The 25615-nt window shown below is 62.7% G+C and carries 20 protein-coding genes, 1 tRNA gene and 1 riboswitch; of the genes, 9 read left to right on the top strand and 12 right to left on the bottom strand.

Going from position 1 to position 25615, the window contains the following annotated elements; translation table 11 throughout:
- Positions 1-3 precede the first annotated feature (3 nt).
- A riboswitch (cyclic di-AMP (ydaO/yuaA leader) is annotated at positions 4-168 on the bottom strand.
- A gap of 118 nt (positions 169-286) precedes the next feature.
- Both QMG79_RS08090 and QMG79_RS08085 read right to left on the bottom strand, forming a co-directional pair.
- Positions 287-1735, bottom strand: coding sequence for a HAMP domain-containing sensor histidine kinase (locus QMG79_RS08090; RefSeq protein WP_283538685.1), 1449 nt, complete (start codon positions 1733-1735; stop codon positions 287-289).
- Positions 1736-1873: 138 nt separating this feature from the next.
- Positions 1874-2614, bottom strand: a complete 741-nt coding sequence (locus QMG79_RS08085) for a response regulator transcription factor (protein WP_283538090.1) — start codon at positions 2612-2614, stop codon at positions 1874-1876.
- A gap of 641 nt (positions 2615-3255) precedes the next feature.
- On the opposite strand from QMG79_RS08085, the gene QMG79_RS08080 reads away from it, so the two are divergent.
- The gene (locus tag QMG79_RS08080) at positions 3256-4122 is read left to right on the top strand and encodes a winged helix-turn-helix domain-containing protein (RefSeq protein WP_283538089.1); all 867 of its coding nucleotides are present in this window, start codon (positions 3256-3258) and stop codon (positions 4120-4122) included.
- 99 nt (positions 4123-4221) lie between these two features.
- Complete coding sequence (locus tag QMG79_RS08075; protein WP_283538088.1) at positions 4222-4743, top strand: SixA phosphatase family protein; 522 nt, start codon at positions 4222-4224, stop codon at positions 4741-4743.
- Positions 4744-4770: 27 nt separating this feature from the next.
- Here QMG79_RS08075 and QMG79_RS08070 read toward each other — a convergent pair whose 3' ends face one another.
- From QMG79_RS08070 to QMG79_RS08050, 5 genes are all read right to left on the bottom strand, one after another.
- Positions 4771-5316, bottom strand: a complete 546-nt coding sequence (locus tag QMG79_RS08070) for a hypothetical protein (RefSeq protein ID WP_283538087.1) — start codon at positions 5314-5316, stop codon at positions 4771-4773.
- Positions 5313-5963 carry a TetR/AcrR family transcriptional regulator gene (locus QMG79_RS08065; protein ID WP_283538086.1) on the bottom strand — a complete coding sequence of 217 codons (651 nt, stop codon included), beginning with the start codon at positions 5961-5963 and terminating at the stop codon, positions 5313-5315. The genes QMG79_RS08070 and QMG79_RS08065 overlap by 4 nt, the downstream gene beginning before the upstream one ends.
- The gene (locus QMG79_RS08060; protein ID WP_283538085.1) at positions 5960-7996 is read right to left on the bottom strand and encodes a YhgE/Pip domain-containing protein; all 2037 of its coding nucleotides are present in this window, start codon (positions 7994-7996) and stop codon (positions 5960-5962) included. Before QMG79_RS08060 ends, QMG79_RS08065 begins: the two co-directional genes overlap by 4 nt.
- Complete coding sequence (locus tag QMG79_RS08055) at positions 7993-8718, bottom strand: sugar ABC transporter ATP-binding protein (protein ID WP_283538084.1); 726 nt, start codon at positions 8716-8718, stop codon at positions 7993-7995. Before QMG79_RS08055 ends, QMG79_RS08060 begins: the two co-directional genes overlap by 4 nt.
- A gap of 91 nt (positions 8719-8809) precedes the next feature.
- On the bottom strand, positions 8810-10264 hold the full coding sequence (locus tag QMG79_RS08050; protein ID WP_283538083.1) for a dihydrolipoyl dehydrogenase family protein: 1455 nt from the start codon (positions 10262-10264) through the stop codon (positions 8810-8812).
- Positions 10265-10542: 278 nt separating this feature from the next.
- Between QMG79_RS08050 and QMG79_RS08045 the strand changes: the two genes are divergently transcribed.
- From QMG79_RS08045 to QMG79_RS08020, 6 genes are read left to right on the top strand one after another with little or no spacing between them, the layout of a single operon-like run.
- Positions 10543-10632 carry a potassium-transporting ATPase subunit F gene (locus tag QMG79_RS08045; RefSeq protein ID WP_283538082.1) on the top strand — a complete coding sequence of 30 codons (90 nt, stop codon included), beginning with the start codon at positions 10543-10545 and terminating at the stop codon, positions 10630-10632.
- A 1-nt stretch (position 10633) separates the two neighbouring features.
- Entirely contained in the window at positions 10634-12307 is a 1674-nt protein-coding gene (kdpA, locus tag QMG79_RS08040; protein ID WP_283538081.1) for a potassium-transporting ATPase subunit KdpA, read from the top strand.
- A gap of 3 nt (positions 12308-12310) precedes the next feature.
- Entirely contained in the window at positions 12311-14497 is a 2187-nt protein-coding gene (gene kdpB, locus QMG79_RS08035; protein ID WP_283538080.1) for a potassium-transporting ATPase subunit KdpB, read from the top strand.
- A gap of 31 nt (positions 14498-14528) precedes the next feature.
- A complete protein-coding gene (kdpC, locus tag QMG79_RS08030; RefSeq protein ID WP_283538079.1) occupies positions 14529-15137 on the top strand; it encodes a potassium-transporting ATPase subunit KdpC in 609 nt (202 codons plus the stop codon).
- Positions 15138-15140: 3 nt separating this feature from the next.
- Positions 15141-17672: a sensor histidine kinase gene (locus tag QMG79_RS08025; protein ID WP_283538078.1), complete on the top strand. Its 2532-nt coding sequence runs from the start codon at positions 15141-15143 to the stop codon at positions 17670-17672.
- A complete protein-coding gene (locus QMG79_RS08020) occupies positions 17669-18361 on the top strand; it encodes a response regulator (protein WP_283538077.1) in 693 nt (230 codons plus the stop codon). The genes QMG79_RS08025 and QMG79_RS08020 overlap by 4 nt, the downstream gene beginning before the upstream one ends.
- Here QMG79_RS08020 and QMG79_RS08015 read toward each other — a convergent pair.
- From QMG79_RS08015 to QMG79_RS07995, 5 genes are all read right to left on the bottom strand, one after another.
- A complete protein-coding gene (locus QMG79_RS08015; protein WP_283538076.1) occupies positions 18358-19173 on the bottom strand; it encodes a class I SAM-dependent methyltransferase in 816 nt (271 codons plus the stop codon). The two genes, QMG79_RS08020 and QMG79_RS08015, sit on opposite strands and share 4 nt — an antisense overlap.
- Before the next feature lie 9 nt (positions 19174-19182).
- Positions 19183-20721, bottom strand: coding sequence for a putative bifunctional diguanylate cyclase/phosphodiesterase (locus QMG79_RS08010; RefSeq protein WP_283538075.1), 1539 nt, complete (start codon positions 20719-20721; stop codon positions 19183-19185).
- Positions 20718-21092, bottom strand: coding sequence for a DUF7793 family protein (locus QMG79_RS08005; RefSeq protein WP_283538074.1), 375 nt, complete (start codon positions 21090-21092; stop codon positions 20718-20720). Before QMG79_RS08005 ends, QMG79_RS08010 begins: the two co-directional genes overlap by 4 nt.
- Before the next feature lie 82 nt (positions 21093-21174).
- The gene (locus QMG79_RS08000; protein ID WP_283538073.1) at positions 21175-23160 is read right to left on the bottom strand and encodes a putative bifunctional diguanylate cyclase/phosphodiesterase; all 1986 of its coding nucleotides are present in this window, start codon (positions 23158-23160) and stop codon (positions 21175-21177) included.
- A gap of 265 nt (positions 23161-23425) precedes the next feature.
- Positions 23426-23499: transfer RNA gene (locus tag QMG79_RS07995), tRNA-Arg, on the bottom strand.
- A 280-nt stretch (positions 23500-23779) separates the two neighbouring features.
- Between QMG79_RS07995 and QMG79_RS07990 the strand changes: the two genes are divergently transcribed.
- Positions 23780-25606, top strand: coding sequence for a phosphoenolpyruvate carboxykinase (GTP) (locus QMG79_RS07990; RefSeq protein ID WP_283538072.1), 1827 nt, complete (start codon positions 23780-23782; stop codon positions 25604-25606).
- The last annotated feature ends 9 nt before the right edge of the window (positions 25607-25615 follow it).

Genomic DNA, 25615 nt, shown 5'->3' with positions numbered 1-25615 from the left:
GGGCCTCTCATGCCTGCGGAGTTAGCTGTCGGGTTCGGATGAGGTCATCCGGCGGCTCGGCGGGAAGCCGAGTCAACTTCACCCCTAGGGCGACTGGAAACGCCCGGGACTGTGGGTCCCCCGTCTCTGCCTGATCATGCGGTCACCGGACGGCGGCAGAGCTCGGCAAACCTCCGGGTACGCGGATAGTTGGGAATCCGCACGTCTTTCACGCTACCGGACCTAGACGATTAAGTCACGTTTTGGTAACAGAGATCACGACGACGGTGGGTTGGCTTGCGCTATGTCAGCCTGCGTCTGCGAGCAAGGGGATCCGGAGGGTAAAAACAGTGTTTCCTGGCCGGGAGGACAGACTTACAGTCCCGCCATGCGCCTCCACAATCGACTGCACTATGGAGAGCCCCAAGCCGCTTGTGCCCTCTGCGCCACTGGCGCCAGCAGGTGCCCCCAGCCCCTTGCGGGATGGGTCTGCCCGCGCAAAACGGGCAAATGCCTGGTCCACAAAGGCCGGATCGATGCCCCCGCCGTCGTCCGTCACGGTCAGCTCGGCAAAAAATCCATCAACCCGGACCCGGCTCCTGACGGTAGTGCCTGGCGCAGTGTGTTTGCGCGCGTTGGAGAGCAGATTGATCAGGACCTGCTGCAGCTGGGCCGCGTCCCCGCGCACCAGGACAGGATCCGCCGGGAGGTCGAGGGTCCATAGGTGTTGCCGGGCAATGACTTTCTCGTCACTGACGGACTCCACCACCAGCTGCGAAAGGTCCACCTCCCCAAGCTTGAGTGGCTGCCCCTCGTCCAGGCGCGCCAACAGCAGGAGATCTTCCACTAGCGTGGTCATGCGCTCGGACTGGCTGCGGACCCGTGCAAGTGAGCGTTCGCCGTCGGGCGTGAACTTCTCTGTCATGCGCATCAGGTCCGTGTACCCGCGGATGGCGGTCAGGGGGGTACGGAGTTCATGGGAAGCATCGGCGACGAACTGCCGGACTTTGGTTTCACTACGCTGGCGAGCCTGCAAAGCGTTCGCCACGTTGTCCAGCATCAGGTTCAGTGCGTGCCCCACACTGCCGACCTCTGTCCCAGGGTTTGCATCCACCGGCGGGACCCGCACCGCGAGGGCAACCTCACCTGCGTCCAGGGGGAGCCGGGACACGCGTGTTGCGACATCGGAGAGTTTTTCCAGCGGCTTCATGGTCCGGCGGATCAGGACAGTCCCTGCCAACCCGATCAACAGCAACCCGACCAGGGAGTACACCACCATGGTGAGCACCAGGGAAGAGAGAGTGTTCTCCTTGGCTGCCAGGGGGAGGCCCGTTATCAGGACCTCTCCCGTGGGCAGTTGTGCGGCGGCGACACGGTAGTTGCCCTCCGACAGCGATACGTCCGATGGGCCGGCTCCAGGACTGAGGGCCAGGAGGCTTGCCCTGTCGCCGGAACTCAGCGGCGAGCGGGTGGCATTTCCTGCCAGGAAACCGGCACTGGTGACCTGGCCGCCGGCAATCCTGGCGCTCAGCGTACCCACAACCTGGACTTCGGGATTGAGGAAATTGGGCCGGGAGTCATCGTCGTCCCCCTGGGGCCTGCGACCAGCATCATTGGATCGTTCCGCCGCTTGGCCCAGCTGGGTGTCCAACTGATCCGTCAGGAAGCTGTTCATCGAGGCGAACGTGGAAATGCCAATCGCGGCGCAGATGGTGATCAGGAGGGCCATGGCCACCAGGACGAGCCGGGTCCGCAGATGCCATGTGGCCGGTTTGCGCCAGCTGCGCGCGTAGCTAGTCCCGGCCGGCCCCTGCCCTCCCGAGGATGCCGGGGCTGGCTGGTGGGACGCAGCGCTGGCGGAAAGTGCGGCATTGTGCTGGTGGGTGGCCACGGATCAGTCCGCAGGCTTGATGACGTAGCCTGCGCCACGGACTGTGTGGATCATGGGCGGGTGAATGGAATCGACCTTTTTCCGCAGGTAGGAAATGTAGAGCTCCACAATGTTCGCCTGGCCGCCGAAGTCATAGTTCCAGACACGATCAAGAATCTGGGCCTTGCTGATGACGCGTTTGGGGTTCTCCATGAGGTAGCGCAGAAGCTCAAACTGCGTTGCTGTGAGCTGCAGTTTCTCGCCCGCCCGTGTGACATCCCTGGTATCCACGTTCAAGACCAGGTCTCCCACCACCAGCTCGGCAGTGTCCATGGCGGCGACACCTGACCGCTGGACTAGGCGGTGCAGCCGGAGCAGGACCTCTTCCATGCTGAATGGCTTGGTGACGTAGTCATCCCCGCCCGCGGCCAAGCCCGTGATTCTGTCCTGGACCGCATCCTTGGCGGTCAGGAAAAGGGCAGGTATTTCCGGGGCGAATGCGCGGATCCTGCGGAGGAGTTCAACGCCGTCAAATCCTGGAATCATAACGTCGAGGATCAGGACATCTGGGCGGAATTCTTTCGCCAGCGCCAGCGCTTCCGGTCCATCCTCCGCAACAGCTACTGTCCAGCCCGCCATCCGCAGCCCCATGCTCATCAGCTCAGAGAGGCTCGGCTCGTCGTCCACTACCAGCGCACGAATTGGTGAACCATCCGGGTGGCTCAGCAGCGGAAGGTGATTGGTTGTGGAGTGCGAGATGGCCATGGATCAACTCTCCGGTCCTGCGGTTAGCCCAAGCTTTGGGCTTCCTGTGAGTGCGCTGTGTATCCCACACTAGCCAGCAGGGCGATTTCTGGAGTGCAGCTCCACTCCAGCGACATTTTATGCTGGTCCAGGCAGAACATTTTCCGCTTTTCGCGGCAGTCCACTGGACTTCCTGGCTGATGAGGGGAGAAATTCAAGGCCCGGGCCATGAAGTGAATATAAGTAAAAGTTATTCGAAAGGATTCGAATAATATTCCGCAGAGCGAGGTTACTTGCCCTCTGGAAGGGATTAATAGTTCCTGAGCGCACCCCTCACTGAATGGTGATCTGAAACACACTGGCTATTTTTGTCTCAGGATGCGGACGATTCTGTCCATTGTTACTTGCGGGTTCGCATTGTTACGTTGCACACTTCAATTGTGAACAAGAACCCAACAGCACCTGCAGCCGCAGAACCCTGGTACAGCACCTCCGCTGCCACCTCCAGGGATTGTTGCCGAATGCACGCCTGACCCTAAGCACCCCAAAAAGTCCCTAGGCATTCGCCCACTGCCCAACGCCGGGCGTCCCTCCCCGACGCCAGCGCGGGGGAGACCAGCATTCGAGCCGGTATACCGGCCTTCACATTGAGGTAGCACGTCATGTCAGTAGCATCCGGATACGTCCACATCTCCGTGCGCAACGCCAACAAGCCACCCCAGGCCAGCGGTCTGCGCCAGGGTTTCTCGCAGCGACCAGCCTTCGCGCCGGCAACGTCCGGCACATCGTTCCCGCCGCCGGGAATCGCTCCTCAAGGCCTGAACCCCTCCTCCTACGGTCAGCTCCGGGCAGTGCCGCCAGCAGACACCAGCCCCATGACAGCACCCACGCCGGTGATCAGCGATTCTGCCAGCATCCGGGCGGTAGCCAACGACACCGCCGCCCGTGGTTTTGTCCTCTACATGGGCATCGACGAGGACACCGCGGCAGCCGCCGGAACCTCCATTGCCAAGCTCGCCCAGGAAATCAGGGCCTACGCCCAGTCGCTGGTCCCCGGCGCCGACAGCTACGCTGCCGTAGCGGTTGCTCCCGCCAATGCGCCCGGCTCCTCACTCGACGTCGTCCGTTCCACCTTTGGTGACCCCACCGTTGCCGCACGTCAGCGCGCTGAGGCAGCTCGCCCCCAGTTGGCGCCCGAAAGTCGCCCGACGGGTGTCCTGATCGACCTGGCACGCCGCGAGGTGCATCTTGACGGTGAATCGCTGAACCTGACCTTCAAGGAATTTGAACTCCTCAACTACCTGGTCGAGAACGGCACTCGCACTGTGGGGCGCGATGAACTCCTTGAGGGATTGTGGCGGAATGCCGAAGAGGTTCCCAATGAGCGCACCATCGACGTCCACATCCGTCGGCTCCGTTCCAAGCTGGGACGCCTCGCTAACACGGTCCGCACCGTCCGCGGCCAGGGCTACCGCTTTTATGAGCACCCCGAAGTTGTTGTGTGGGCGGCTCCGGAATACTCGATCTAGTCCCCCATACCCCCGTGGACTGGGGCGGCCCACCCCTCGTCGACTCAGCTCTTTCCGTCAGCAACAACAGCTTCTTGGGCTGACGGATAGGGTTGGGGGATGAGCGAGCATCACATCAGGCGACTGGTCATCATGCGCCATGCCAAGGCAGATTGGCCCGGTGGCATTGATGACCATGACAGGCCCCTGGAAGAACGTGGGCACCGCGAGGCGCCGTTGGCCGGGAAATGGCTGGTCCAGAACAGCATCCTCCCGGACTTCATGCTCTGCTCCAGTGCATTGCGAACGCGGCAGACCTGCACCTGGGTGTGCAGCGAGCTCGGCGACAAGGCGCCCACTCCCAAACTGGAGAGTGGGCTGTACGCTGCATCCGCCCACGGCATGCTGTCGGTCATCAATCATGTGCCGGACACCGTCACGACGCTGATGGTTATTGCGCACCTCCCGGGTGTGCAGGACCTGGCCATGCATTTGGCATCGCGCGATTCAGACCAGGACGCCTACATGGAAGCTGCCAGCAGCTATCCCACAAGTGGCATCACAGTGCTTGAAACGGAGAAAACCTGGGCCGAGCTGGATGGACAGGATGCCCGCATTACGCATTTTGTGGTTCCCCGGTAAGCAGCTCGAGGCAGCCATCTGCCCCGGTCAGCGCCGGGGCTGTGCCCTCCTGGGCTGGGATGGAGCTGGCCGGTTTGTAGCTGGCCGGTTTGTAGCTGGGCGGGTCGCGGCCGTCCGGGCTGTCGTGGCTCGGGTCGCGGCCTGACGTGACCTGCGCTGGGGCCCCTTTTGGGCCCGCCGCCTGGGCGCACGCCAGATAGCACCAACAAACAGGACGAGCAGGGCAAAAACCAGCGCCAGGCCCGCACCGTAGAAGTAGTTGTCAGTGTTGGTTGTGGGCAGCGGCGTGCGGAACACTGACCTGGTGTCGTCCGAGGCCAGGCCCCACGTGCCAAGGAAGGCGAGGCTGCAGGCCAGGGCAACACTCGTGGCCAGACCACCGATGATCAGGACCACGTGCCTGCGTCGCAGAACCAGTTCCAGTACGCAGGCAAGATAGGCCAGGGCAAGGACGCCCACAAAGGCCAAGAAGACGGGCATGGCCAGCGTCAGGCCCGTAAGGACCAGTAAACCTGCGGCAACAATCGTTGCAATGACAGCAAGTTTTGCGCTCGGACCCATGGGTTCAATCATCCCTGATGGGACGGCTCCTTCTGGACGTATCCGCGCATGATCGCCATGATTGCTGCAACACTTTGGTCACGGGATCGTTCAGGATGGTAGGTCTGGCGGTCCAGCCCCACAACAAAGCATGCCCCAAAAATCGCAGTGACAAGGCTCCCCCGGGACACCGAGGGGTCCACGGGGTAGGTTGCCGCGACCCGTTGGACATTGGCATCGATTACGTCCAGCAGAATGCTGCGTAGCTCAGCAAACGTGTCCTGCCAGACACTGGGTGTCCGCCAGTTCTCGCTGACCCACAGGCGGGCAAAGGATGGGTACTCGCTCATGAAGTCCATGGCCTGGGCAATGACATCGCGCATGACGTCCAGCGGATCCTGCGCCCCACCCTGGGCATCGGTTTGCGGGACGCTCAGGAGCCGCGCCAGCAGGATGTCCACGCCATGACGGAGCAACTCCGCGATCAGATCGGATTTACTTCCGAAGTTGTAATAGACGGTTCCCTTGGAGACCCCGGCGGCCGCGGCAATTTCATCCACTGTTACCTCGGAGGCGCCACGTTCTCCGATCAGAACCATGGAGGCCTCAAACAGTTTCTGCCGGGTTGCGCTGGTCCTGGCAGGGCGCAGCTTTTTGTCCGGGTCTGGCTGGGTGCTCATACGGCGATCTCCGGCTTCAGGGTTTTCAGGGTCCAGAACTTGTGTTTGTGCACTGCCAGGGTCGACAGCGCCGCGCCCAGGAGGGTGTAGCCGATGAGTCCCAGCACCGTGGGCACAATCATGGACAGGTCGCCACCGTAGATCAGGTGCCGCATCCCCGTGACCACGTAACCCATGGGCATGATCTCGTGGACAACATGGAGTGGCTCTGGGGTGGTCTGCCACGGGAAAGTACCGCCGGATGAGACCAGTTGCAGGACCAGCAGGATCAGCACCACAAACTTTCCTGGCGTCCCGAGCAGCGCAACGATCCCCTGGATCAGGGCAGTGAAGGCCATTGCCGCTGCCAGCATGAACAGCCACATCAGGAAGGGATGTGCTGGATTAAGTCCCAGGGCCAGGTCCACCACCAGAGTCAGAAGGGTGGCCTGGACTACCGCGACGGTGAGAAAGGGAAGCCAGCCGCCAACAGCTATCTTCCAGGACGGTGCGTTGGATGCCAGGGCCCGCTGGGTGATGGGCCGCATGGCCTGGACCAGCATGAACACGCCAATCCACAGCGCCAGCGTCATGAAGAACGGGGCCAGTCCGGCGCCGTAGGAGCCGGCTTTCGCCTGGGATACCTTGCTCACCGAGACGGGATCGGCGATCACCGAGGACAGGCTGGATTTCTGCTGGTCATCAGGATTGGGGACCTGCCCTGCGCCAGCGGAAATCTGGTCGGACAGGCTCCGCGAGCCGTCGGCTGCGCTGACAGCGCCACTTTCCAGTTGGGCAGCGCCGTCGTTGAGGGTGGCGGCACCTGTTGTCAGCTGTCCGGCACCATCGACGGCGGTCTGCTCACCGGCCGCCAGGGTTGCGGCTCCGGTATGCAGCTGGTCAGCTCCGGTGGAGGCCTGGCCAATCGCACTAGACAGTGCTGGCGTGGACGCGGCCAGTGTGGCCGCGCCATCGCTCACGCTTTGGGCCCCGTCGGCGAGCTGCGCTATAAGAGCGGTATCGGTGGAAAGCTTCGATTTCGCGGCGATGACGGGGCTGGAAGCGGCCGCTGCATCAACGTCGGCCAGGAGTTTGTCCGCTTGCTCCTGGGTGATGACCTGGTCGGTGACAAGCCTGGCCGTGGATGTGGCGAACTGCGTTTTTAGTGCTTGATCTGCTGCGTCAAGCTGCGTTACGGCGTCCTGGACCTTTGTGTTGAGCTGGGCATTACCGGCTGCAACCTGGGCTGCACCGGCGGCCAGTGCGGCTGAATCTGCCGGCAGGCCCGCCGTTTTGTCCTTGAGCTGATTCAACCCGCTACTGAGGTCGCTTGCTCCCGAGGTGAGTTGATTGGCGCCGTCGCGGAGCTGGACCTGACCGGAATAGAGCTGGTTCGTTGCGCCCGCGAGTTCATCCGTTCCGCTGTGCAGGGAGGTACTGCCATCACGGAGGGTGGCTACTCCGTCGGCAAGCTGACCGGCGCCGTCGGCTGCCTTGAGCATCTGGGTGTGAATGGTGCCGTACCCGGTGAGGAGCTGGTTCGCCGTTTCCTCACCCACTTCCCTGGCTACGGTTTCGTGGACCGAGGTGGTCAGTTTGTCCACAATGGTGCTCAGGAGATAGTTGTTTGCGTCGTTGGTGGTGACGTCAAGGATGGCCTGCTCTGCGGAGTCGAAGCTGCCGGGCGAGACCAGATTGGTGGAGAAGTTCTGCGGGATCTCCAGGGCAAAGGCATAGGTGCCATTGCTGACGCCCTGATCGGCTTCCTCGGGTGTGGACACAACTTTCCAGTTGAATGCGTGCCCATCCACCAGGTTGTCGGCTACGGTCTGCCCGGCCCGCAGTTCGGTGCCGTCGGCGGCAGTGGCCCCGGCATCCTGGACCACCAGCGCGGCGTCAATCTTGTCCAGATTTCCGTAAGGATCCCAGTTGGCGTAGAGGTAGACGGCGCCGTAGAGCAGCGGAACCATTGTCAGCGCCACAATGGTGAGCTTGGGCAGGATTCCGCCCGTCATCCGCTTGAGTTCTGAGCGGGCCAATCGTAGGACTGTCACTTTTCTTCCTCGCTCCGGTGCCGGTGGTGTTGCGCCGGATCCGGGGTCATGATGTCTGCTGTTTTTGCCGGGCCACCGTGTGTGTCCCTTTCGTCTGGGCTTGCGGCGTTGCCAACATCCACGGTGGGCCCGTCCCAGTCGTCGGGGACGGCCGTGACGACTGCAACGACTGCCAGTTTGCGTCCTGACTGCGCCGCCAAGGCCTGTAACTGCGGCAGCCATTCGGCAGAACCCGCGCTATGCCTGTCAGGGGAGTCAAGGACCAGCAGGTCGGTTCCGGGATTTGCCAGGGCCAGTGTTGTCAGGAGCTCGGTGCGGCGGGCCGCCGGTAATTGCTCTACCCACAGGTCTGCGATGTCCTCGAAGTTGTTGACTTTGAGCCACGGCTTGCTGACCAGTGCGCCACGGAACCTGCGGGGAATCAGTGCCAGGTCCTCGGTGACGAGGTCCCGGACGCTGAGGTGCTGTTCGGGTTCGTTGACCCTTGGGGAATCCACCAGGCCTGCCGCGCCGCGGATCTTCCGGACCTCGCTGTGTCCATCCCAGCTGATGGAGCCAGAGGTGGGCTTCATCCGCCCGCTCAGGGCCAGGGCCAGGGCTGTGCGCTGGTCCTGGCCACTCCCGGTGGCCAAGAGAAGCTCGCCGCGGGCAACGGAGAGGGTGGTGGGCGGCAGGAGATCGTCGCGTCTGCCCTTGACGTGGAGCGAGGTGGTGAGGAGCACTGGTGACCTTTCGGGGTATCAATCTCCCCCCATCCTAATCAAACTGACCGGTCAGTTCAAATAGAAAGAAGGGCACCAGTGCCGATGTCTCCTACAGGCCGTACTTCTCCAGCAACCGCAACCAGACCTCGCTGACGGTGGGGTAGGACGGAACGGCGTGCCAGAGCCGCTCCATGGGTACCTCTCCCACAATGGCAATGGTGGCTGCGTGCAGGAGTTCTGCCACATCGGGTCCAGCGAACGTGGCGCCCACCACCACCTGGCGGTCCTCATCGACCACAAGCTGCGCCCAGCCCTGATAATTGTCAGCATGCAGCGAGGATCCGGCCACGGCAATGGGCAGCTCAACGCTGGAAACATTGAGGCCCCGCTCCTGGGCTGTGGCCACGCTCAGGCCCACGGAGGCCAGCTCAGGATCAGTGAACACCACGCTCGGGACAGCGTGGTCGTTGGCACTTTGTGCTGCACGGCTCCACGGCTCAGGTTCGCCCGACAGTGTGCCCTTGGCCCGGGCTGCGATGGCGGACCCCGTGGCACGCGCCTCATATTTGCCCTGGTGGGTGAGCATGACCTTCCCCGCAGCGTCACCCACGGCGTAGAGCCAGGGACCATCCGCAGCAGCAGTGCCCTGCACCAGGCCGGTGGAATCCGTGGCCAATGACAACGTGCTGCCCTCGCCGCCAAGTCCCAACTGCTCCAGGCCCAGGCCTTCCAAAGCTGGGTGGCGCCCGGTGGACACCAGCACCTTGTCCGCCTGGATCTCGGCGCCGGATCCCAGGGTCAGGGTAAAGCTGGAGTCGTCATTCTGGGCAATGTGGGTGATCTCGGTATTGAGCCGCAGGTCAACGCCGTCAGCCTTCAGCCCCGCAGCCACCAGGGCGGATGCCTCAGTGGCGAAGCTGCCCAGCAGGCCGCCGCGGGCCACGAGGGTGACCCTGGAGCCCAGCCGGGCAAAAGCCTGTGCCAGTTCGGATCCTGCAACACCACCGCCAACCACGGCTAGGCGCTTCGGAATCTCCTGGGCTGAGGTGGCCTCGCGGGTGCCCCACACGTCAAGGTCCGAGAGCCCCTCCAGCGGCGGCATTGTGGGCGTGGAGCCTGTGGCCAGCACCACTGCGGACCGTGCAGTGACGGTGTACGTCCGACCGTCGAGCCCCGCGACCTCGACGGTCTTGGCTCCGGTCAGCCAGGCATGGCCGCGGATTAGGGCGATGCCTGTGTTTTCAACCCAGTCCACCTGACCGCTGTCCTGCCAGTTGGAGGTGAATGAATCCCGGCGTTTCAGCACGGCCGCAACATCCAGGGTGCGGGTCACAGCTTCTGCCGCCCCCGGAACACCCTGTGCCCCATGGAGTGCGGTACCCGGCCGGAGCAGGGCCTTGGATGGCATGCAGGCCCAATAGGAGCATTCACCACCCACCAGTTCGGCTTCGATCAGCACAGCGGTAAGGCCGCCTTCGATCACCCGCGCGGCCACGTTTTCACCCACTGCACCGGCGCCAATAACCACCACATCGTATTCGCTGTCCACGGCTTGAGTACTCATGTTCACAGCCTAGTGGGAACGCCCGACGGCGGCGTGAACAGTTTTTTGCATGCCTCCCGTGAGGATTGGGGCAAGGGCCGTTTGGATTCCGTTAGGACAGCGGCCGGCACCCTGATTCCGGGTATCTAATCAAGAGGCCGCCCCGGAACGGGCGCCGCATTCGGCCAGGATGCGCCAAAAGATTTGAAGGAGCCAATCGTGCTAGACGTCGTCTACGTCCTCACCGGCATCACACTTTTTGTGGTGGTCGGTCTCGTGGCCAAAGGGGTGGAAAAGCTGTGATCGTCTTTTCTGCAGTGGCCGCGATACTGGGGATTGCCGCCATCGGCTACCTCGTGTACGCCCTGGTGAAACCGGAGCGCTTCTGACATGGAGATCTTTTTCGGCATTCTTCAGTTCCTCCTCCTGGCGCTCATCCTGGTGGTGCTCTACCGTCCACTGGGCGACTATATGGCCCGGATCTACACCGCCACCACCCACCTGCGGGTGGAGCGGCTCTTCTACCGGCTGACCGGCGTCGCAGAAGACACGGAGCAGTCCTGGCGCGCCTACCTTCGCAGTGTGCTCTGGTTCTCCGCCATGGGTGTGCTGCTGGTCTACGTCCTGCAGCGTTTCCAGAGCGTGCTGCCCTACTCCCTGGGCCTGCCCGCTGTTCCGGAGGGGCTGGCGTTTAATACAGCCGTTTCCTTTGTCACCAACACCAACTGGCAGTCCTATTCTCCCGAACTCACGCTGGGCTACACGGTCCAGCTTGCGGGCCTGGCGGTGCAGAACTTCGTTTCTGCCGCCGTGGGCATCGCTGTCGCCGTCGCCCTGATCCGGGGGTTTGCCCGCAAGGGGTCTGGGACCATCGGCAACTTCTGGGTTGACCTTACCCGGGGAACCCTCCGGCTCCTCCTGCCTGTGGCGCTGGTGTCCGCCGTCGTCCTCCTTGCCGGTGGCGTGATCCAGAACCTGAACGGCTTCACGGAGGTCACCACGCTCTCCGGGGGGACCCAGACCCTGCCCGGAGGCCCTGTCGCATCGCAGGAAGCCATCAAGCTGCTGGGTACCAATGGAGGCGGATTTTTCAACACCAACTCATCCCACCCCTTTGAAAACCCCACGGCCTGGACCAGCTTCTTCCAGGTTGTCCTGATGCTGATGATCCCATTCTCCCTCCCCCGAACCTTCGGCAGGATGGTGGGTGACAAAAAGCAGGGCTATGCGATAGCCGCCGTGATGGCCACGTTCTACGTCGCCTCCCTCCTGATCCTCTCCGGGCTGGAACTGGCTGGAAATGGCACGGCAACAGCGCTCGCCGGCGGCGCCATGGAAGGCAAGGAACAGCGCTTCGGAATCCTGGGTTCCACCCTGTTCGGCACCACCAGTACCCTTACCTCAACCGGTGCCGTGAACTCGATGCACGATTCCTATACGGCACTGGGCGGCATGCTGCCCATGCTCAACATGATGTTGGGCGAGGTTGCTCCCGGCGGTGTGGGTTCTGGCCTGTACGGCATGCTGGTCCTGGCCATCATTGCCGTCTTCGTAGCGGGCCTGCTGGTGGGACGCACGCCCGAATATCTCGGCAAGAAGATCAATCCTCGCGAAATCAAGCTAGCCAGCCTCTACATCCTGGTGGTCCCTGTCCTGATCCTCGGCGGCACGGCACTGAGTTTTGCCATCCCGGCGCTCGCGGAGAGTGTCACGGGAACGTCCATCTGGAATCCCGGAAACCACGGTCTCTCCGAGGTCCTGTATGCCTTCACCTCGGCCGCCAACAACAATGGATCCGCCTTCGCCGGGCTCACCGCCAATACGCCGTGGCTGAACACCGCGCTGGGTGTGGCCATGCTGCTGGGCCGGTTCATCCCCATTGCGTTGGTCTTGGCCCTGGCAGGTTCCCTCGCCGCGCAGGAGAAAATTCCGGAAACCGCCGGCACCCTGCGCACTCATAAGCCCCTGTTTGTGGGGCTTCTGGTGGGTGTGACGCTGATTGTCACAGCCCTGACCTACTTCCCCGTCCTCACACTCGGACCCCTCGCAGAAGGGCTTCTCTAGACCATGTCAACGTCCACAACACAGATCCCCACCACGCCCGACGCCGGCGGCACCCCGGGTGAACCTGCCGGTTCTGGCAGCACCACGGCCAGGCGTTCCTCGGCCATTACCGCGGCAGCACTGGTCCAAGCCGTCCCCGGGGCCCTGCGCAAGCTGGATCCGCGCCTCATGTGGCGCAACCCCGTCATGTTCATTGTGGAGGTTGGCGCCGCGCTGACCACCGCCATTGCCATTGCCGAACCCTTCCTTGGTGGACCGCAGCCGTCCGGCGGATCCGCAATTCCTGGCTCTTTCACGGGCGCCATCGCCGTGTGGCTGTGGCTCACGGTACTCTTCGCCAACCTCGCCGAATCTGTCGCCGAGGGCCGCGGCAAAGCACAGGCAGACAGTCTACGAAAAACCCGCACCAGTACTCCCGCCCACGTGGTGAGCGCGTACGACGACGCCGCAGATCCCGCCGCCGAGCGGGCCGCATTGGTCCAGACGCCGTCGTCGGAGCTGACACTGGGGGACACAGTAGTGGTCACTGCCGGCGAACTGGTCCCAGGAGACGGGGACATCGTGTGGGGTATCGCCTCCATTGACGAATCCGCCATTACCGGCGAATCCGCACCGGTGGTCCGCGAATCCGGTGGTGACAGGAGCGCGGTGACAGGTGGTACCCGTGTCCTCTCGGACCGGATTATTGTCCGCATCACGTCCAAGCCTGGCGAGACCTTCGTGGACCGAATGATTGGCCTGGTGGAAGGCGCCGCGCGGCAGAAAACACCCAACGAGATCGCGCTGAACGTGCTGCTGGCCAGCCTGTCCATTGTCTTCGTGGTGGTAACGCTGACCATCAACCCGATCGCTTCCTATGTCAATGCCCAAGCCAGCGTTCCTGTGCTCGTTGCGCTGCTGGTCTGCCTCATTCCCACCACCATTGGTGCGCTGCTCTCCGCGATCGGCATTGCCGGCATGGACCGGCTGGTCCAGCACAATGTACTGGCCATGTCGGGGCGCGCTGTAGAGGCGGCTGGTGACGTCACTACCCTTCTGCTCGACAAGACTGGCACCATCACCTACGGGAACCGCATGGCGTCGGCATTCCTGCCGGTGCCCGGTGTGGCGGAGCAGGACCTAGTGGCCGTTGCTGCCCGGGCATCCCTCGCGGACCCCACACCAGAGGGCAAATCCATTGTCGACCTTGCCCGCACCCTCGGCACCGATGTCAGCGGCAGTCCAACGGGCGAGATTGTCCCGTTTACGGCACAGACCCGCATGAGTGGCCTGGACCTGCCCGATGGCACCCTGCTGCGCAAGGGTGCTGGTTCCGCCGTTACCGCATGGGTGGAATCAATGACCCCCATTCCTGCACAGATAGCTGCTGCGCTTCAGGCTCAGGTCACAGAGGTGTCCCAGGGGGGTGGGACGCCGCTGGTGGTTGCTACGGCGGAGACCGATGGCGGTGCCCGGGTTCTCGGCGTCGTGCATCTCAAGGATGTGGTCAAGGACGGTCTCCGGGAGCGGTTCGCCGAGCTGCGCTCCATGGGTATCCGTACGGTGATGATCACCGGCGACAACCCGCTCACAGCCAAGGCCATTGCTGCTGAGGCCGGGGTGGACGACTTCCTGGCGGAGGCGACCCCTGAGGACAAGATGGCACTGATCCGCAAGGAACAGTCAGGTGGGCGCCTGGTGGCCATGACGGGTGACGGCACCAATGACGCCCCTGCGCTGGCCCAGGCAGACGTGGGCGTGGCCATGAATACCGGCACATCCGCGGCCAAGGAGGCCGGTAACATGGTTGACCTTGACTCGGATCCCACCAAGCTGATCGACATTGTGCGGATCGGCAAACAGTTGCTGATCACCCGCGGCGCCCTGACGACGTTCTCCATTGCAAATGACATTGCCAAGTACTTCGCCATCATCCCGGCCATGTTCGCCGGTGTCTTCCCTGGGCTGGGTGTCCTGAACATCATGGGTTTGCACTCACCGGCATCGGCAGTATTGTCCGCGATCATCTTCAACGCGATTGTGATCGTATTCCTGATCCCGCTGGCGCTGAAGGGCGTCAAGTACCGCCCGCTCGGCGCTGACAAGGTCCTCGGGCGCAACCTCCTGGTGTACGGCCTTGGTGGCGTGGTGGTGCCGTTCATCGGCATCTGGCTGCTGGACCTGCTCATCCGCCTGATCCCCGGTTTCTGACCACCCCTTTTTGAGAGAAAGCTGAATTTTCATGCGTACAACATCTTCAGGGGTCCGGGCAGCCTGGACCGGACTGCGGGCCATGCTGGTCTTCACAGTGGCACTGGGCGTCGTGTACCCGCTGGTGGTCCTGGGAATTGGCCAGCTCGCGCTGCCCGCCCAGGCCAACGGCTCCACGGTGACCCACAACGGCGCCGTGCTGGGTTCGGCGCTGATCGCGCAGCCGTTCACCAGCGCGGACGGTGCCCCGCTGGCCACCTATTTCCAGCCGCGGCCCTCTGCGGCTGGGGACGGATACGACGGCGGTGCCTCCACCGGTTCCAACTACGGCCCGGAGAACACGGACCTGATCTCCGCGATCGAAGGGCGGAAAGCCGCCATCGCAGATTTTGAGCAGGTGGATCCGGCAACTATCCCGGCGGATGCCCTGACGGCCTCTGCGTCCGGGCTTGACCCACACATCAGCGAGGCCTACGCCATGCTGCAGGTTCCCCGTGTTGCCAGGGAACGCTCGCTGCCGGAATCCACTGTGGAGGATATGGTCAAGTCAGTACTGCAGCAGCGTGACCTTGGATTCCTGGGTGAACCGAGCGTCAACGTCCTGCAGCTCAATCTTGATCTGGATGCAACGGAAGGCTAGGCCATGCAGCGAGGACGACTCCGGGTGCTGTTGGGAGCGGCGCCCGGCGTCGGCAAAACCTACGCCATGCTCGAGGAGGGCAAGCGACTCCTGGAGGAGGGGCGCGATGTGGTGGTGGCCGTCGTCGAAACCCACGGCCGCAGCGCCACCGTGAGCATGGCCGAGGGCCTGGAAACCCTGCCCCGGCAGACCATCAGCCACCGGGGGGTCACGCTGACGGAGATGGACCTGGACGCGGTGATTGCCCGGCAGCCGGACATTGCACTGGTGGACGAACTTGCACACACCAATGCCCCGGGTAGCGCCAATGACAAGCGGTGGCAGGACGTTGCGGCGCTGCTCGACGCCGGCATCAACGTGATCTCCACCGTCAACATCCAGCACATTGAGTCGCTCAATGACGTCGTGGAACAGATCACCGGGGCCCCGCAGCGTGAGACTGTTCCGGACGCGGCATTGCGGTCAGCGGACCAGATCGAGGTCATCGACCTGGACCCGCAAGCACTCAGGGACCGGCTCGCCGACGGTCGCGTCTATCCGGCAGAACGGATTGACGCGGCGCTGTCCAACTACTTCCGGCTGGGCAACCTGACGGCGTTACGCGAACTTGCCCTGCTGTGGCTGGCCGATGAGGTGGACAGTGCGCTCAAGTCCTACCGGGCGCAGCACGGGATCGACAGCACCTGGGAGGCCCGTGAACGGGTGGTGGTCACACTGACCGGGGGCCCCGAAGGGGACACCCTGCTGCGCCGCGGCGCCCGAATCACGGCACGTTCCGGTGGTGAACTCCTGGCAGTGCACGTCAGCAGCCAGGAGGGGTTGCGATCTGACCATCCCGGAGCCCTTGCCCAGCAGCGCGCCCTGGTGGAGAAACTCGGTGGCACCTACCACCAGGTGGTGGGTGAAAACGTGCCACATGCGCTGGTGGATTTTGCCCGCAGCGTTAATGCCACGCAGTTGGTCATTGGCGTGAGCCGCCGCGGCAGGATTGCGGCGGCACTGAGCGGACCTGGCATTGGTTCCACGGTGACCCGCGAAGCCGGTGCCATCGACGTACACATTGTTAATCACGAATCGGCCGGTGGCAGGTTCACCCTGCCAAAGGTGGGCGGTGCGCTGACTTTCCGGCGCCGCATGGCGGGGTTCCTCCTGGCCTTGGTGATAGGGCCGCTGATGACCCTGCTGTTGACAGCGTTGCGCAGCGAAGAGTCCATCACCAGTGATGTGCTTTCCTACCAGCTGGTGGTGGTTGTCGTGGCTCTCGTGGGGGGGATCTGGCCGGCACTTTTCGCCGCACTTCTCTCCGGGCTCACCCTCGACTATTTTTTTGTGGACCCGCTCCATACGGTCACAGTGGCCGAACCCTTCCACTTGCTGGCCCTGGTGCTGTACGTCATCAATGCCGTCCTGGTCAGCTATGTGGTGGATCAGGCGGCGCGGCGCACCCGGGCTGCTGCCCGGGCCACCGCTGAGTCCGAACTGCTTGCCAGTGTCTCGGGTAGTGTCCTGCGGGGTCAGGGAGCCCTGGATGCCCTGGTGGGCCAAACGCGTGAAGCCTTCGGCCTTACGGGCGCCCGCCTGTTGGTGGAAGGCCGCACGCTTAGCAGGGACGGAACGCTCCCGGACGACGCAGGCCAGCCCAGTAGCACTGTTGCTGTGGGGGAGAGGGGGGTCCTTGAGTTGTATGGGGTTGAACTGGCCGCGTCCGGACGACGCCTCCTCAGCGTCATAGCCACCCAGCTGGAGGCGGCACTGGAGAATTCCGATCTGGCCGAGACAGCCAGGGAATTCGCGCCGCTGGCTGAAACGGACCGGGTCCGCAGTGCGTTGCTTTCGGCCGTGAGCCATGACCTGCGCCGGCCCTTGGCTGCCGCAACGGCCGCCGTGAGCGGCATCCGGTCTGCAGGGTCCGGCCTGTCCGCTGAGGACAACAGGGAGCTGTTGGCTACGGCAGAGGAGAGCCTCGAGACGCTTTCTGCGCTGGTGACCAGCCTCCTGGATGTCAGCCGGCTCCAGGCTGGCGTGTTGGCGGTGTCACTGCGGCCCATTGATGCCGAAGATGTAATCCTTCCGGCATTTGATGAGCTGGGGCTCGGCCCGGCCACCGTGGAGCTGGACTTGGATCCGGACTTGCCGCCCCTGCTGGCCGATCCCGGGCTCCTGCAACGGGTGATCGTGAACCTGTTGGATAACGCCCGGCGGTTTGCCCCGGCAGGGACGAAAGTGCGGATCTCCACTAGCCAGTTTGCCAGCGAGGTTCAGTTCAGGATCATTGATCACGGCCCTGGCATTGACGCCGCCAGGCGTGACCAGGTGTTTGTGCCTTTCCAGCGCCTTGGGGATACTGACAACCTGACCGGGCTGGGGCTGGGACTGGCCCTGTCCAAGGGTTTCACGGAGGGCATGGGTGGCACGTTGGAGACCGAGGACACCCCCGGCGGCGGACTGACCATGGTGGTTGCCCTGCCAGCCGTGCCTCGTGGTCCGGTGGCTCCTGCTGGCTCCACACCGTCCATAGATCGAATGGAATCATGAAGATCCTCATCGCCGACGACGACCCCCAGATCCTGCGTGCCCTGCGGGTGACGCTGACGGCCCGCGGGTACCAGATTGTGACGGCGGCCAACGGCACCGAAGCGATCAATAGGGGGATCGAGCATCATCCGGACATTTACGTCCTGGACCTGGGGATGCCGGAGTTGGACGGCATTGACGTGATCCAGGGCCTGCGGGGGTGGACACAGGCGCCCATTCTGGTGGTGTCCGGCCGTACCGGCGCAGCTGACAAGGTGGAGGCGTTGGACGCTGGCGCCGATGACTACGTGACCAAGCCGTTCTCCATCGATGAGCTGCTGGCGCGGCTTCGTGCCCTCACGCGCCGGGTCCCCAGCCAGGAGTCACAGCCTGTGGTGGTCATGGCGGACATCACCATTGACCTTGCGGCGAAAAGCCTGCGTCGCAAGACAGCCAAAGGGTCCGAGATCATTCGCCTGACGCCCACGGAGTGGCAAGTGCTCGAGCTGCTGGTGCGCAACGCCGGCAAACTCGTCACTCGACGGAGCCTGTTGCAGGATATCTGGGGGTCCGAGCACGTAACGGATTCCGGGTACCTGCGGCTGTACATCTCACAGCTACGTAAAAAAATAGAGCCGGACCCCAAGCAGCCGCGCTACCTGATGACCGAATCCGGCATGGGGTACCGGTTCGTGCCCGACGAGGTCTAGGCCAGCGTAGGCCGCGGTGCTCGAACCTCCCCAGCCAGAACGGCGAAATACCCGGGGACCTGCTGCGAGAGGCCAGCAGGGTTCATTGGAACCACGTTGATGGCGATGGGTCCGTCGGCAACCATCCGCCACTCTGCGGCAGGGAAGGCCGCACGCAGTTCCGCGGCGCCGAAATGCCCGGGGCGTGGCAGATTTTCAAGGGCACGCCGAAGGGGCCTGGGAATGTTTCCCCGTGTAGCCCCCAGCTCCTGCAGGTAGGCCAGGCTGTTTCCCTGGAAGTTGGTCTCAGCGAGATACACCCGGCCCCGGTCCCCAATGGCGGTTCGGAGGTTGGCGGCCAGAGACGCCTGTTTGTCGGGTTTAAGAATGTGGAGGACACCGCGGACAAAAATGTTGGCAGGTCCGGTTCGTTCTAGGATTTGTTGTCCAGCGCCGGCTTTGGTGGCGTCCAACTCCATGAAGTTAACGTTTGCTAGGCCCTCAGCCTCGCTATTTGCCCGTTCCACCGCGCCGCTGGAAACATCAATACCCAGCACGCTGGGAAACAGCGCCGCAAGCCAACGGCTGTGGGTTCCGTTGCCGCAGCCGACGTCAACTACCGGAAGTGTCGGATCAAAATGGGCGACGACGGCCTCTGCGTAGGCGTCACGCTCCGTCCTGGATCCAGAGTCCCACAGGACGTCTCCCGAACGGCCGGTGGCGTCGATTCCACGCCAGTAGCCTTCCCACGCCGTGTGTGGGTTCCGCGGGGCACGGGTGGCCAGCCGGATTACTGATGGAACAAGTAGCATCCGTTGCAAACGCTTTGACATTCCCTCATGCTACCGAGGGGGCACAGGCGTGCGGATATGGTCCAGGACCTTGTCCGCAACCAGGGGATAACCGAAGTAGTAGCCCTGCCCGTACAGGCACCCCATTGCTTGCAACTGGGCAGCTTGCTCGGGTGTTTCGATGCCCTCCACTATTGCTGTCAGTCCGGCTGCGGAAATCAGCTGCAAAATGGCAGCAACAAACTCTTGCTGCTGTGGATTCGAGCACATGTCCTGGATGAGCGAATGGTCAACCTTGACCGTGTCAGCGGGAAGCGTCCGGAGGTAGCTGATGGACGAATAGCCTGTCCCAAAATCGTCGATCTGCAATCCCACCCCCAGATCTCGGAGGCTGCCCAGGACCTGCTGTTCAAGGGCGCCCCTGGACATCAGCACCGTCTCGGTGATCTCCAGCACCAGGCGCTGTGGAGCTACTCCGTGGCTTTTAAGCGTGTCTTGGATATCCGCCAGCAGGTCGCTGCGCAACAGTTCGGCAGCCGAGAGATTGATGTGCAGGTGGAAGCCTGCCAGGTCAGGTGCTGTGGTGTTCCAGCGCATGAGCTGAGCCACGCCTTCATGCAGCACCCACCTGCCCAACTCCAGGATCAGCCCCGATTCTTCGGCGATGTGGATGAAACTGTCCGGCATGATGGTTCCACGGCTGGGGTGGTGCCACCGGACAAGCGCCTCTAGTCCCGTGACCCGCCCCGAGGCCAGTTCCACCACAGGCTGGTACAGCAGCGCCATCTCGTCTCCGTTGATCGCGCTCCTAAGCTCCGAGGTGATGCGTGAGCGTTCCTGGACGGCATCAAGCATGTCCGGATGGAATAGTTGGATGGTATTGCGGCCCTGGATCTTCGCCTGGTACATCGCGATGTCAGCATCGCGCATCAGTGCCTCTGCCGGATACCCTGGCGTACCAATACAGACCCCAATGCTGGCCCGGGCCCAGACTGTTTCGGTGCCAACCTGGACACTGTCCTGTAGGTGGGCGGAGACCCGGTGGGCAATGTCAAGGATTTCCTCATCCGTTGCCTCCGTGATGACAACGGCAAATTCATCGCCGCCCAGGCGCGCTACCGTATCGGTGGCCCTGACTGCTGCCCGGAGCCGGGTGGCGACTTCGACCAGTACCGCATCACCGGCACCGTGGCCCAGGGTGTCGTTGATTGCCTTAAAAGAATCCAGGTCCAAGACCAGCGCGGCTGGCGCCAGACCACTCTCCACGCTAGCCGCGGTGGCTTCCTGGATCCGTTCGTTCAGAAGCGTCCTGTTCGCAAGGCCCGTCAGGGCATCCATTTTGGCCATCCTCTCCAGCTCGTCCTGCGTCCGGCGCAGCATGGCAGTCCTGTCGGCAACTCGCTGCTCCAGGTCCGAGTAGATGTGGTCAAGCTCCTCGGCGAGCAGATTGACACCGATGATGACGGCGTCAATTTCGTCCCCCCTCTCAGATGGTTCCACACGCGCTTCCAGGTCACCGGCAGCCAACCGGACAATTCCGTCCACCAAGTGCTGCAGGCGCAGGTCTTCAGAACCCTTTTCCGGACTCATGAGCTGGCTTGGAGCCAGTCCAAGGCGTCAGGACGGGAAGTGAAAAAGCGGGTTGGGCACGGCGGGACGTGGACGCCAAGGAAGAAGTTCGCCAGGACGCGGTCTACAGGCGACTTGCCGAGCAGGGCAATCCGGGACGCGCCGCAGGGAATGGACCAAATGGCTCGCGCCTCGCGGCTGACTGACCCGACGGCGGCCATATCAACAAGCATGGGGAGGTGCTCCTCCTGGCAGAGCTGGTTGACTCCGGCCATCGCTGCCCGTGCATCCTCGACCTGAATATGCGCTCCGGGCAGCCAGCGCAGATTGAGATACCCGTCCTCGCTCACTTCGAGGCTCGATTTTCCACCGTTCGCAGCGACAGGATCCACGACCACTCCCTCCCGCGAGCACGACGCTGAACCATTCAGCTGCTCCTCATAAGGTATCCCACGAGGGCGGCCCTAGGGCCTTCTAGAGCTCACTTTCGCGGATCTGAAGAGTTAGCCAATCGATGAGGAACTGGCTTGAGGAAGGACCCGGAGTGCGTGTCCTGTGCTGCTGTGCGTGCCACACCGAGGCTTCGGCGGGAGAGGCGGCGCCGTTGATGAAGTGCGTGAGGGGGCAGCGGTCAAGGTCCAGGGGGTGCGGTGCGGCCAGACGGGCAAACTGCCAGTGATAGGCCAATGCTCCGAGCGGTGTCCTGACCGGGGAGAGGTGCTCTTGCAGGGTGAATGATTGAGCCCAGCGAAGGCAATCCTGCGCTGGCATCGGTTTGGCGAAGTAGTAGCCCTGGCCAAGGAATGCGCCGAGGACAGTGGTGGCTTCGGCCAGGCTTTCGTTTTCCAGTCCTTCAACAACAACGTTCATGCGCAGGTCCCGCCCCATCTGAATAAGCGTGGCAATGATGCTGAGGGTTTCCACCGGGCGATCCCTGACATGGTGGAACAGCCCGCGGTCGAGTTTTATGGCGCCGAACGGGAACGAGGAGAGCCTTTGCAGGCTGCTGTAGCCAGAGCCAAGGTCGTCCATTGCAAGGCCGACACCCACATCTATGAGGCTGCGCAGGGTGGTGCGCTGTTCCTCCAGGTGCAGGTCCTGGGATTCCAGGAGTTCCAGTCCCAGGCGCTGGGGGCTGATGGTGTGTGCCTGGAGCAACGTCTGGACCAACGTGGATAGTGAGCCACTGGTGAGGACTGCCGGTGGCAGGTTGACCGAGACGTCGTGGCGGCTGCCCGTCTGGTCCCAGGCGGCTAGGGTCGCCAGGGCACGGTCAAGGACGCCAGTGAACAACACAAGGAGATCTTCCGATGTGAAATGCGGCAGGAACTCATCAGGATAGGCAATCCGTCCCCCTGGGAGTGACAGGCGGGCCAGTGCCTCGAACAAGTGGACAGATCCATCACGGAGATCGACCACTGGCTGGAAGTGGACCGCTATGTCGCCGCTGTTCAGCGCATCACGGTAGTCGGAAGACAGTGTTCCGCGTGCTGGTGCGGAGCCACCATTGGTGGGATTGTCCTGCGGCTGGACGCTCGCGTTCTGGGCAGTTTCCCACCAGCGGCCCCCAAGGTGTCGTTGCTTGGCGCTGTGGAGGGCCTCATTGGCGCTGCGAAGAATGCTCCGGCTGTCTGTGCCGTCCTCTGGTACAAGCGCAATTCCCAGGCTCATTCCGACGCGGACGCTCTGGTCGCCAATCGTATAGGGCTGGTCACCTGATTCTTCGATACGGCCGAGGACGTCCATCAGGTGGTCGTTGGCCCGGCCGCGGTCAATATCTTTCAGGATCAGTAGGAATTCGTCTCCGCCCATCCGGGCCAGCAGGTCGCCTTCCCGAAGGCAGGAGAGTATGCGTGTTGCCCACTGCCGCAACACGTCATCGCCTGCGCCATGACCGAAGGCATTATTGACCAGGCGAAAATCATCAAGGTCAAGGAGTCCTACGGCCACGGTGGTGTCGGGACGGATCGCACGCTCCACGGCCGCCTCGACAGCCCGCTCCGCGGCTTTCCGATTCGGAAGCCCCGTGACGGCATCGGTAACGGACTGAACCTGCAACTGCTGCAGGAGAGCCACCCGGTTGCTGATGTCGCGTTGGACGCTCACGTAGTGCGTGACGGCGTCTCTGGTCCCCACCCGCATTGGAATAATCTCCAGTGCCGTCCAGAATGGTGAACCATTCTTCCGGTAGTTGAGGATTTCCCCGTCGAAGGATTCTTCCGAGGTAAGGACGTCCCGCATGACGCGGACGGTGTCTGCGTCCGTCCCCGGTCCCTGGAGGAAGCGGCAATTTCGCCCCAACAATTCAGCCTGCCCGTAGCCGGTCATGGCAGTAAAGGAGGCCGACGCATAAATAATCGCCTGGGCTGCGTCCGTAATCACCGCAATATCTGCAGTAGCTGTCATTGCCGCTTCCAGGACCGCTTCCAGGTGCTGAATCTCAGCTGCATTGTCGTTCACACCCACAGCAGCGCCCCCCATAGTGTCCTTGACTATCGTCTTTACTATCCCCCAAGCACGCAGGACTTCACTACTGTAAGGGAGTTTCCGGCTGTCACAGTTGTCACGCACGGCGGCCACTGTCGAAGCGCGTTCTTACGAAAGTTATGCTGCTGAAAGAGCGGCACGCCAGCTCGGCCGGGCAGCTCAGCCCAGGCGGGCTGCTCAGTGCTATCGCTTAACGCAGAAGATCCGCACCGTTTCCAGTGCGGATCTTCTTCATCTGTGCGCCCAAAGGGATTCGAACCCCTGACCTCCTGTTCCGTAGACAGGCGCTCTATCCAGCTGAGCTATGGGCGCATCTTTGGTTTTGGCCAAGAACCTTCGCTCTCCTGCCGAACCTCGAATTACTTTACGCGAGGCCGGGCCGTTCTTCAAATTGACGGTAGTGTAATGTGCGCAACTAGACCGGTATAGGTGACCTTAGTCACAAAAGGGGCCAATATTCACGATAAATTCCTTGATATTACGGGGTTTCGATGGTTGGGACCGGAAATACCCGCCGGTATATACCAGCGGCGCCACTGTTGTGGCCCCTAGATTTGAACCACACCGATGACTTCCAAGGAAGGGAACCCCAATGGGCGATCTTGCGCGACTGCCTCTGCTTGAAGCAGCACCCACCACCCACGCCGGACTCCTGGCCTGGGTCGAGGAAATGGCCGGACTTACCCAGCCGGATCAGATTCACTGGGTTGACGGTTCAGCCGAAGAAAACACGCGGCTCACCGACGAACTGGTGGAGGCGGGAACGCTTAAAAGGCTGAACCAGGACCTGTTCCCGCATTCTTTTGCTGCGTTCTCCGACCCCGCAGACGTGGCCCGCGTGGAAGAGCAGACGTTCATCTGCTCCGAAAACAAGCGCGATGCCGGGTTCACCAATAACTGGATGGAACCGTCGGAGATGAAAGACAAGCTCCGTGGCCTGTTCTCCGGCTCTATGCGTGGACGCACCATGTACGTCATCCCTTTTGTTATGGGGCACCTGGACGCCGAGGATCCCAAGTTCGGCGTCGAGATCACTGACAGTGCCTACGTGGTGGCATCCATGCGGATCATGGCGCAGATTGGCACCGAGGTCCTGGACCGGATTACGCAGACCAACGCATTTTTTGTCCCCGCACTGCACTCCCTGGGCGCGCCCCTGAACCCCGGCCAGGAAGATGTTGCATGGCCCTGCAACCCTGACAAGTGGATTGTGCACTTCCCCGAAGAGCGCTCCATCTGGTCTTTCGGCTCCGGCTACGGTGGCAATGCCCTGCTTGGCAAGAAGTGTTATGCCCTTCGCATCGCCTCTGTGATGGCCCGCGACGAAGGCTGGCTTGCGGAGCATATGCTCATCCTCAAGCTGACCTCGCCGCAACAGAAAAACTACTACGTTTCTGCAGCGTTCCCCTCTGCCTGTGGCAAAACCAACCTGGCGCTCCTGGATCCGACCATCGACGGCTGGAAGGTCGAGACCCTCGGCGATGACATCACGTGGATGCGCTTCGGTAAGGAAGGTGAGCTGCGTGCCGTGAACCCCGAAGCCGGGCTGTTTGGTGTTGCGCCGGGAACCGGGTGGGCCACCAATCCCAACGCCATGCGCGCCATCGCCAAGGGCAACAGCATCTTCACCAACGTGGCGCTCACGGACGACGGCGGTGTGTGGTGGGAGGGCATGACGGACGATGCACCGGCGCACCTGATTGACTGGCAGGGGAATTCCTGGACGCACCAGTCGGGGACTCCCGCAGCACACCCCAATTCGAGGTTCTGCACCCCGATCGACCAGATCGACATGCTCGCTGAGGAGTACTACAGCCCCGACGGCGTAGAGCTCTCGGCAATACTCTTCGGCGGCCGCCGCAAGACCACCATTCCCCTGGTGACCGAGGCCCGCAGCTGGAGCAACGGCATCTTCATGGGGGCGACGCTCTCCTCGGAGACCACAGCTGCAGCTGCTGGTGCCGTGGGCGTTGTCCGCCGCGACCCCATGGCGATGCTCCCGTTCATCGGCTACGACGCCGGCGACTACCTCAACCACTGGATCAATCTCTCGGCAAAGGCTGATCCGGCCCGGCTGCCCAAGATTTTCCTGGTCAACTGGTTCCGCCGCACGCCTGAGGGTGGTTTTGCGTGGCCTGGTTTCGGAGACAATTCCCGTGTCCTGAAGTGGGCCATGGAACGCCTCGAGGGTACCGCCGATGCTGTGGAGACGCCCATCGGATTTGTCCCCACAGGGGATGCGATCGATCTTACGGGCCTGGACATGACGCCCGCAGAGATTGAATCGGCGGTCCGGGTGGATGCGCAGGAGTGGAAAACGGAACTGGCATCCATCGAGGACTGGTTCGCCAACTTCGGAGCGTCCCTTCCATCGGCCCTGCAGGCTGAACTGGATGGCCTGAAGCAGCGACTGGCCTGACGATCAACA

The sequence above is a fragment of the Pseudarthrobacter sp. PS3-L1 genome (assembly GCF_030063285.1).
Taxonomy (GTDB): domain Bacteria; phylum Actinomycetota; class Actinomycetes; order Actinomycetales; family Micrococcaceae; genus Arthrobacter.
This window is presented reverse-complemented; position numbering and strand designations above follow the sequence as displayed.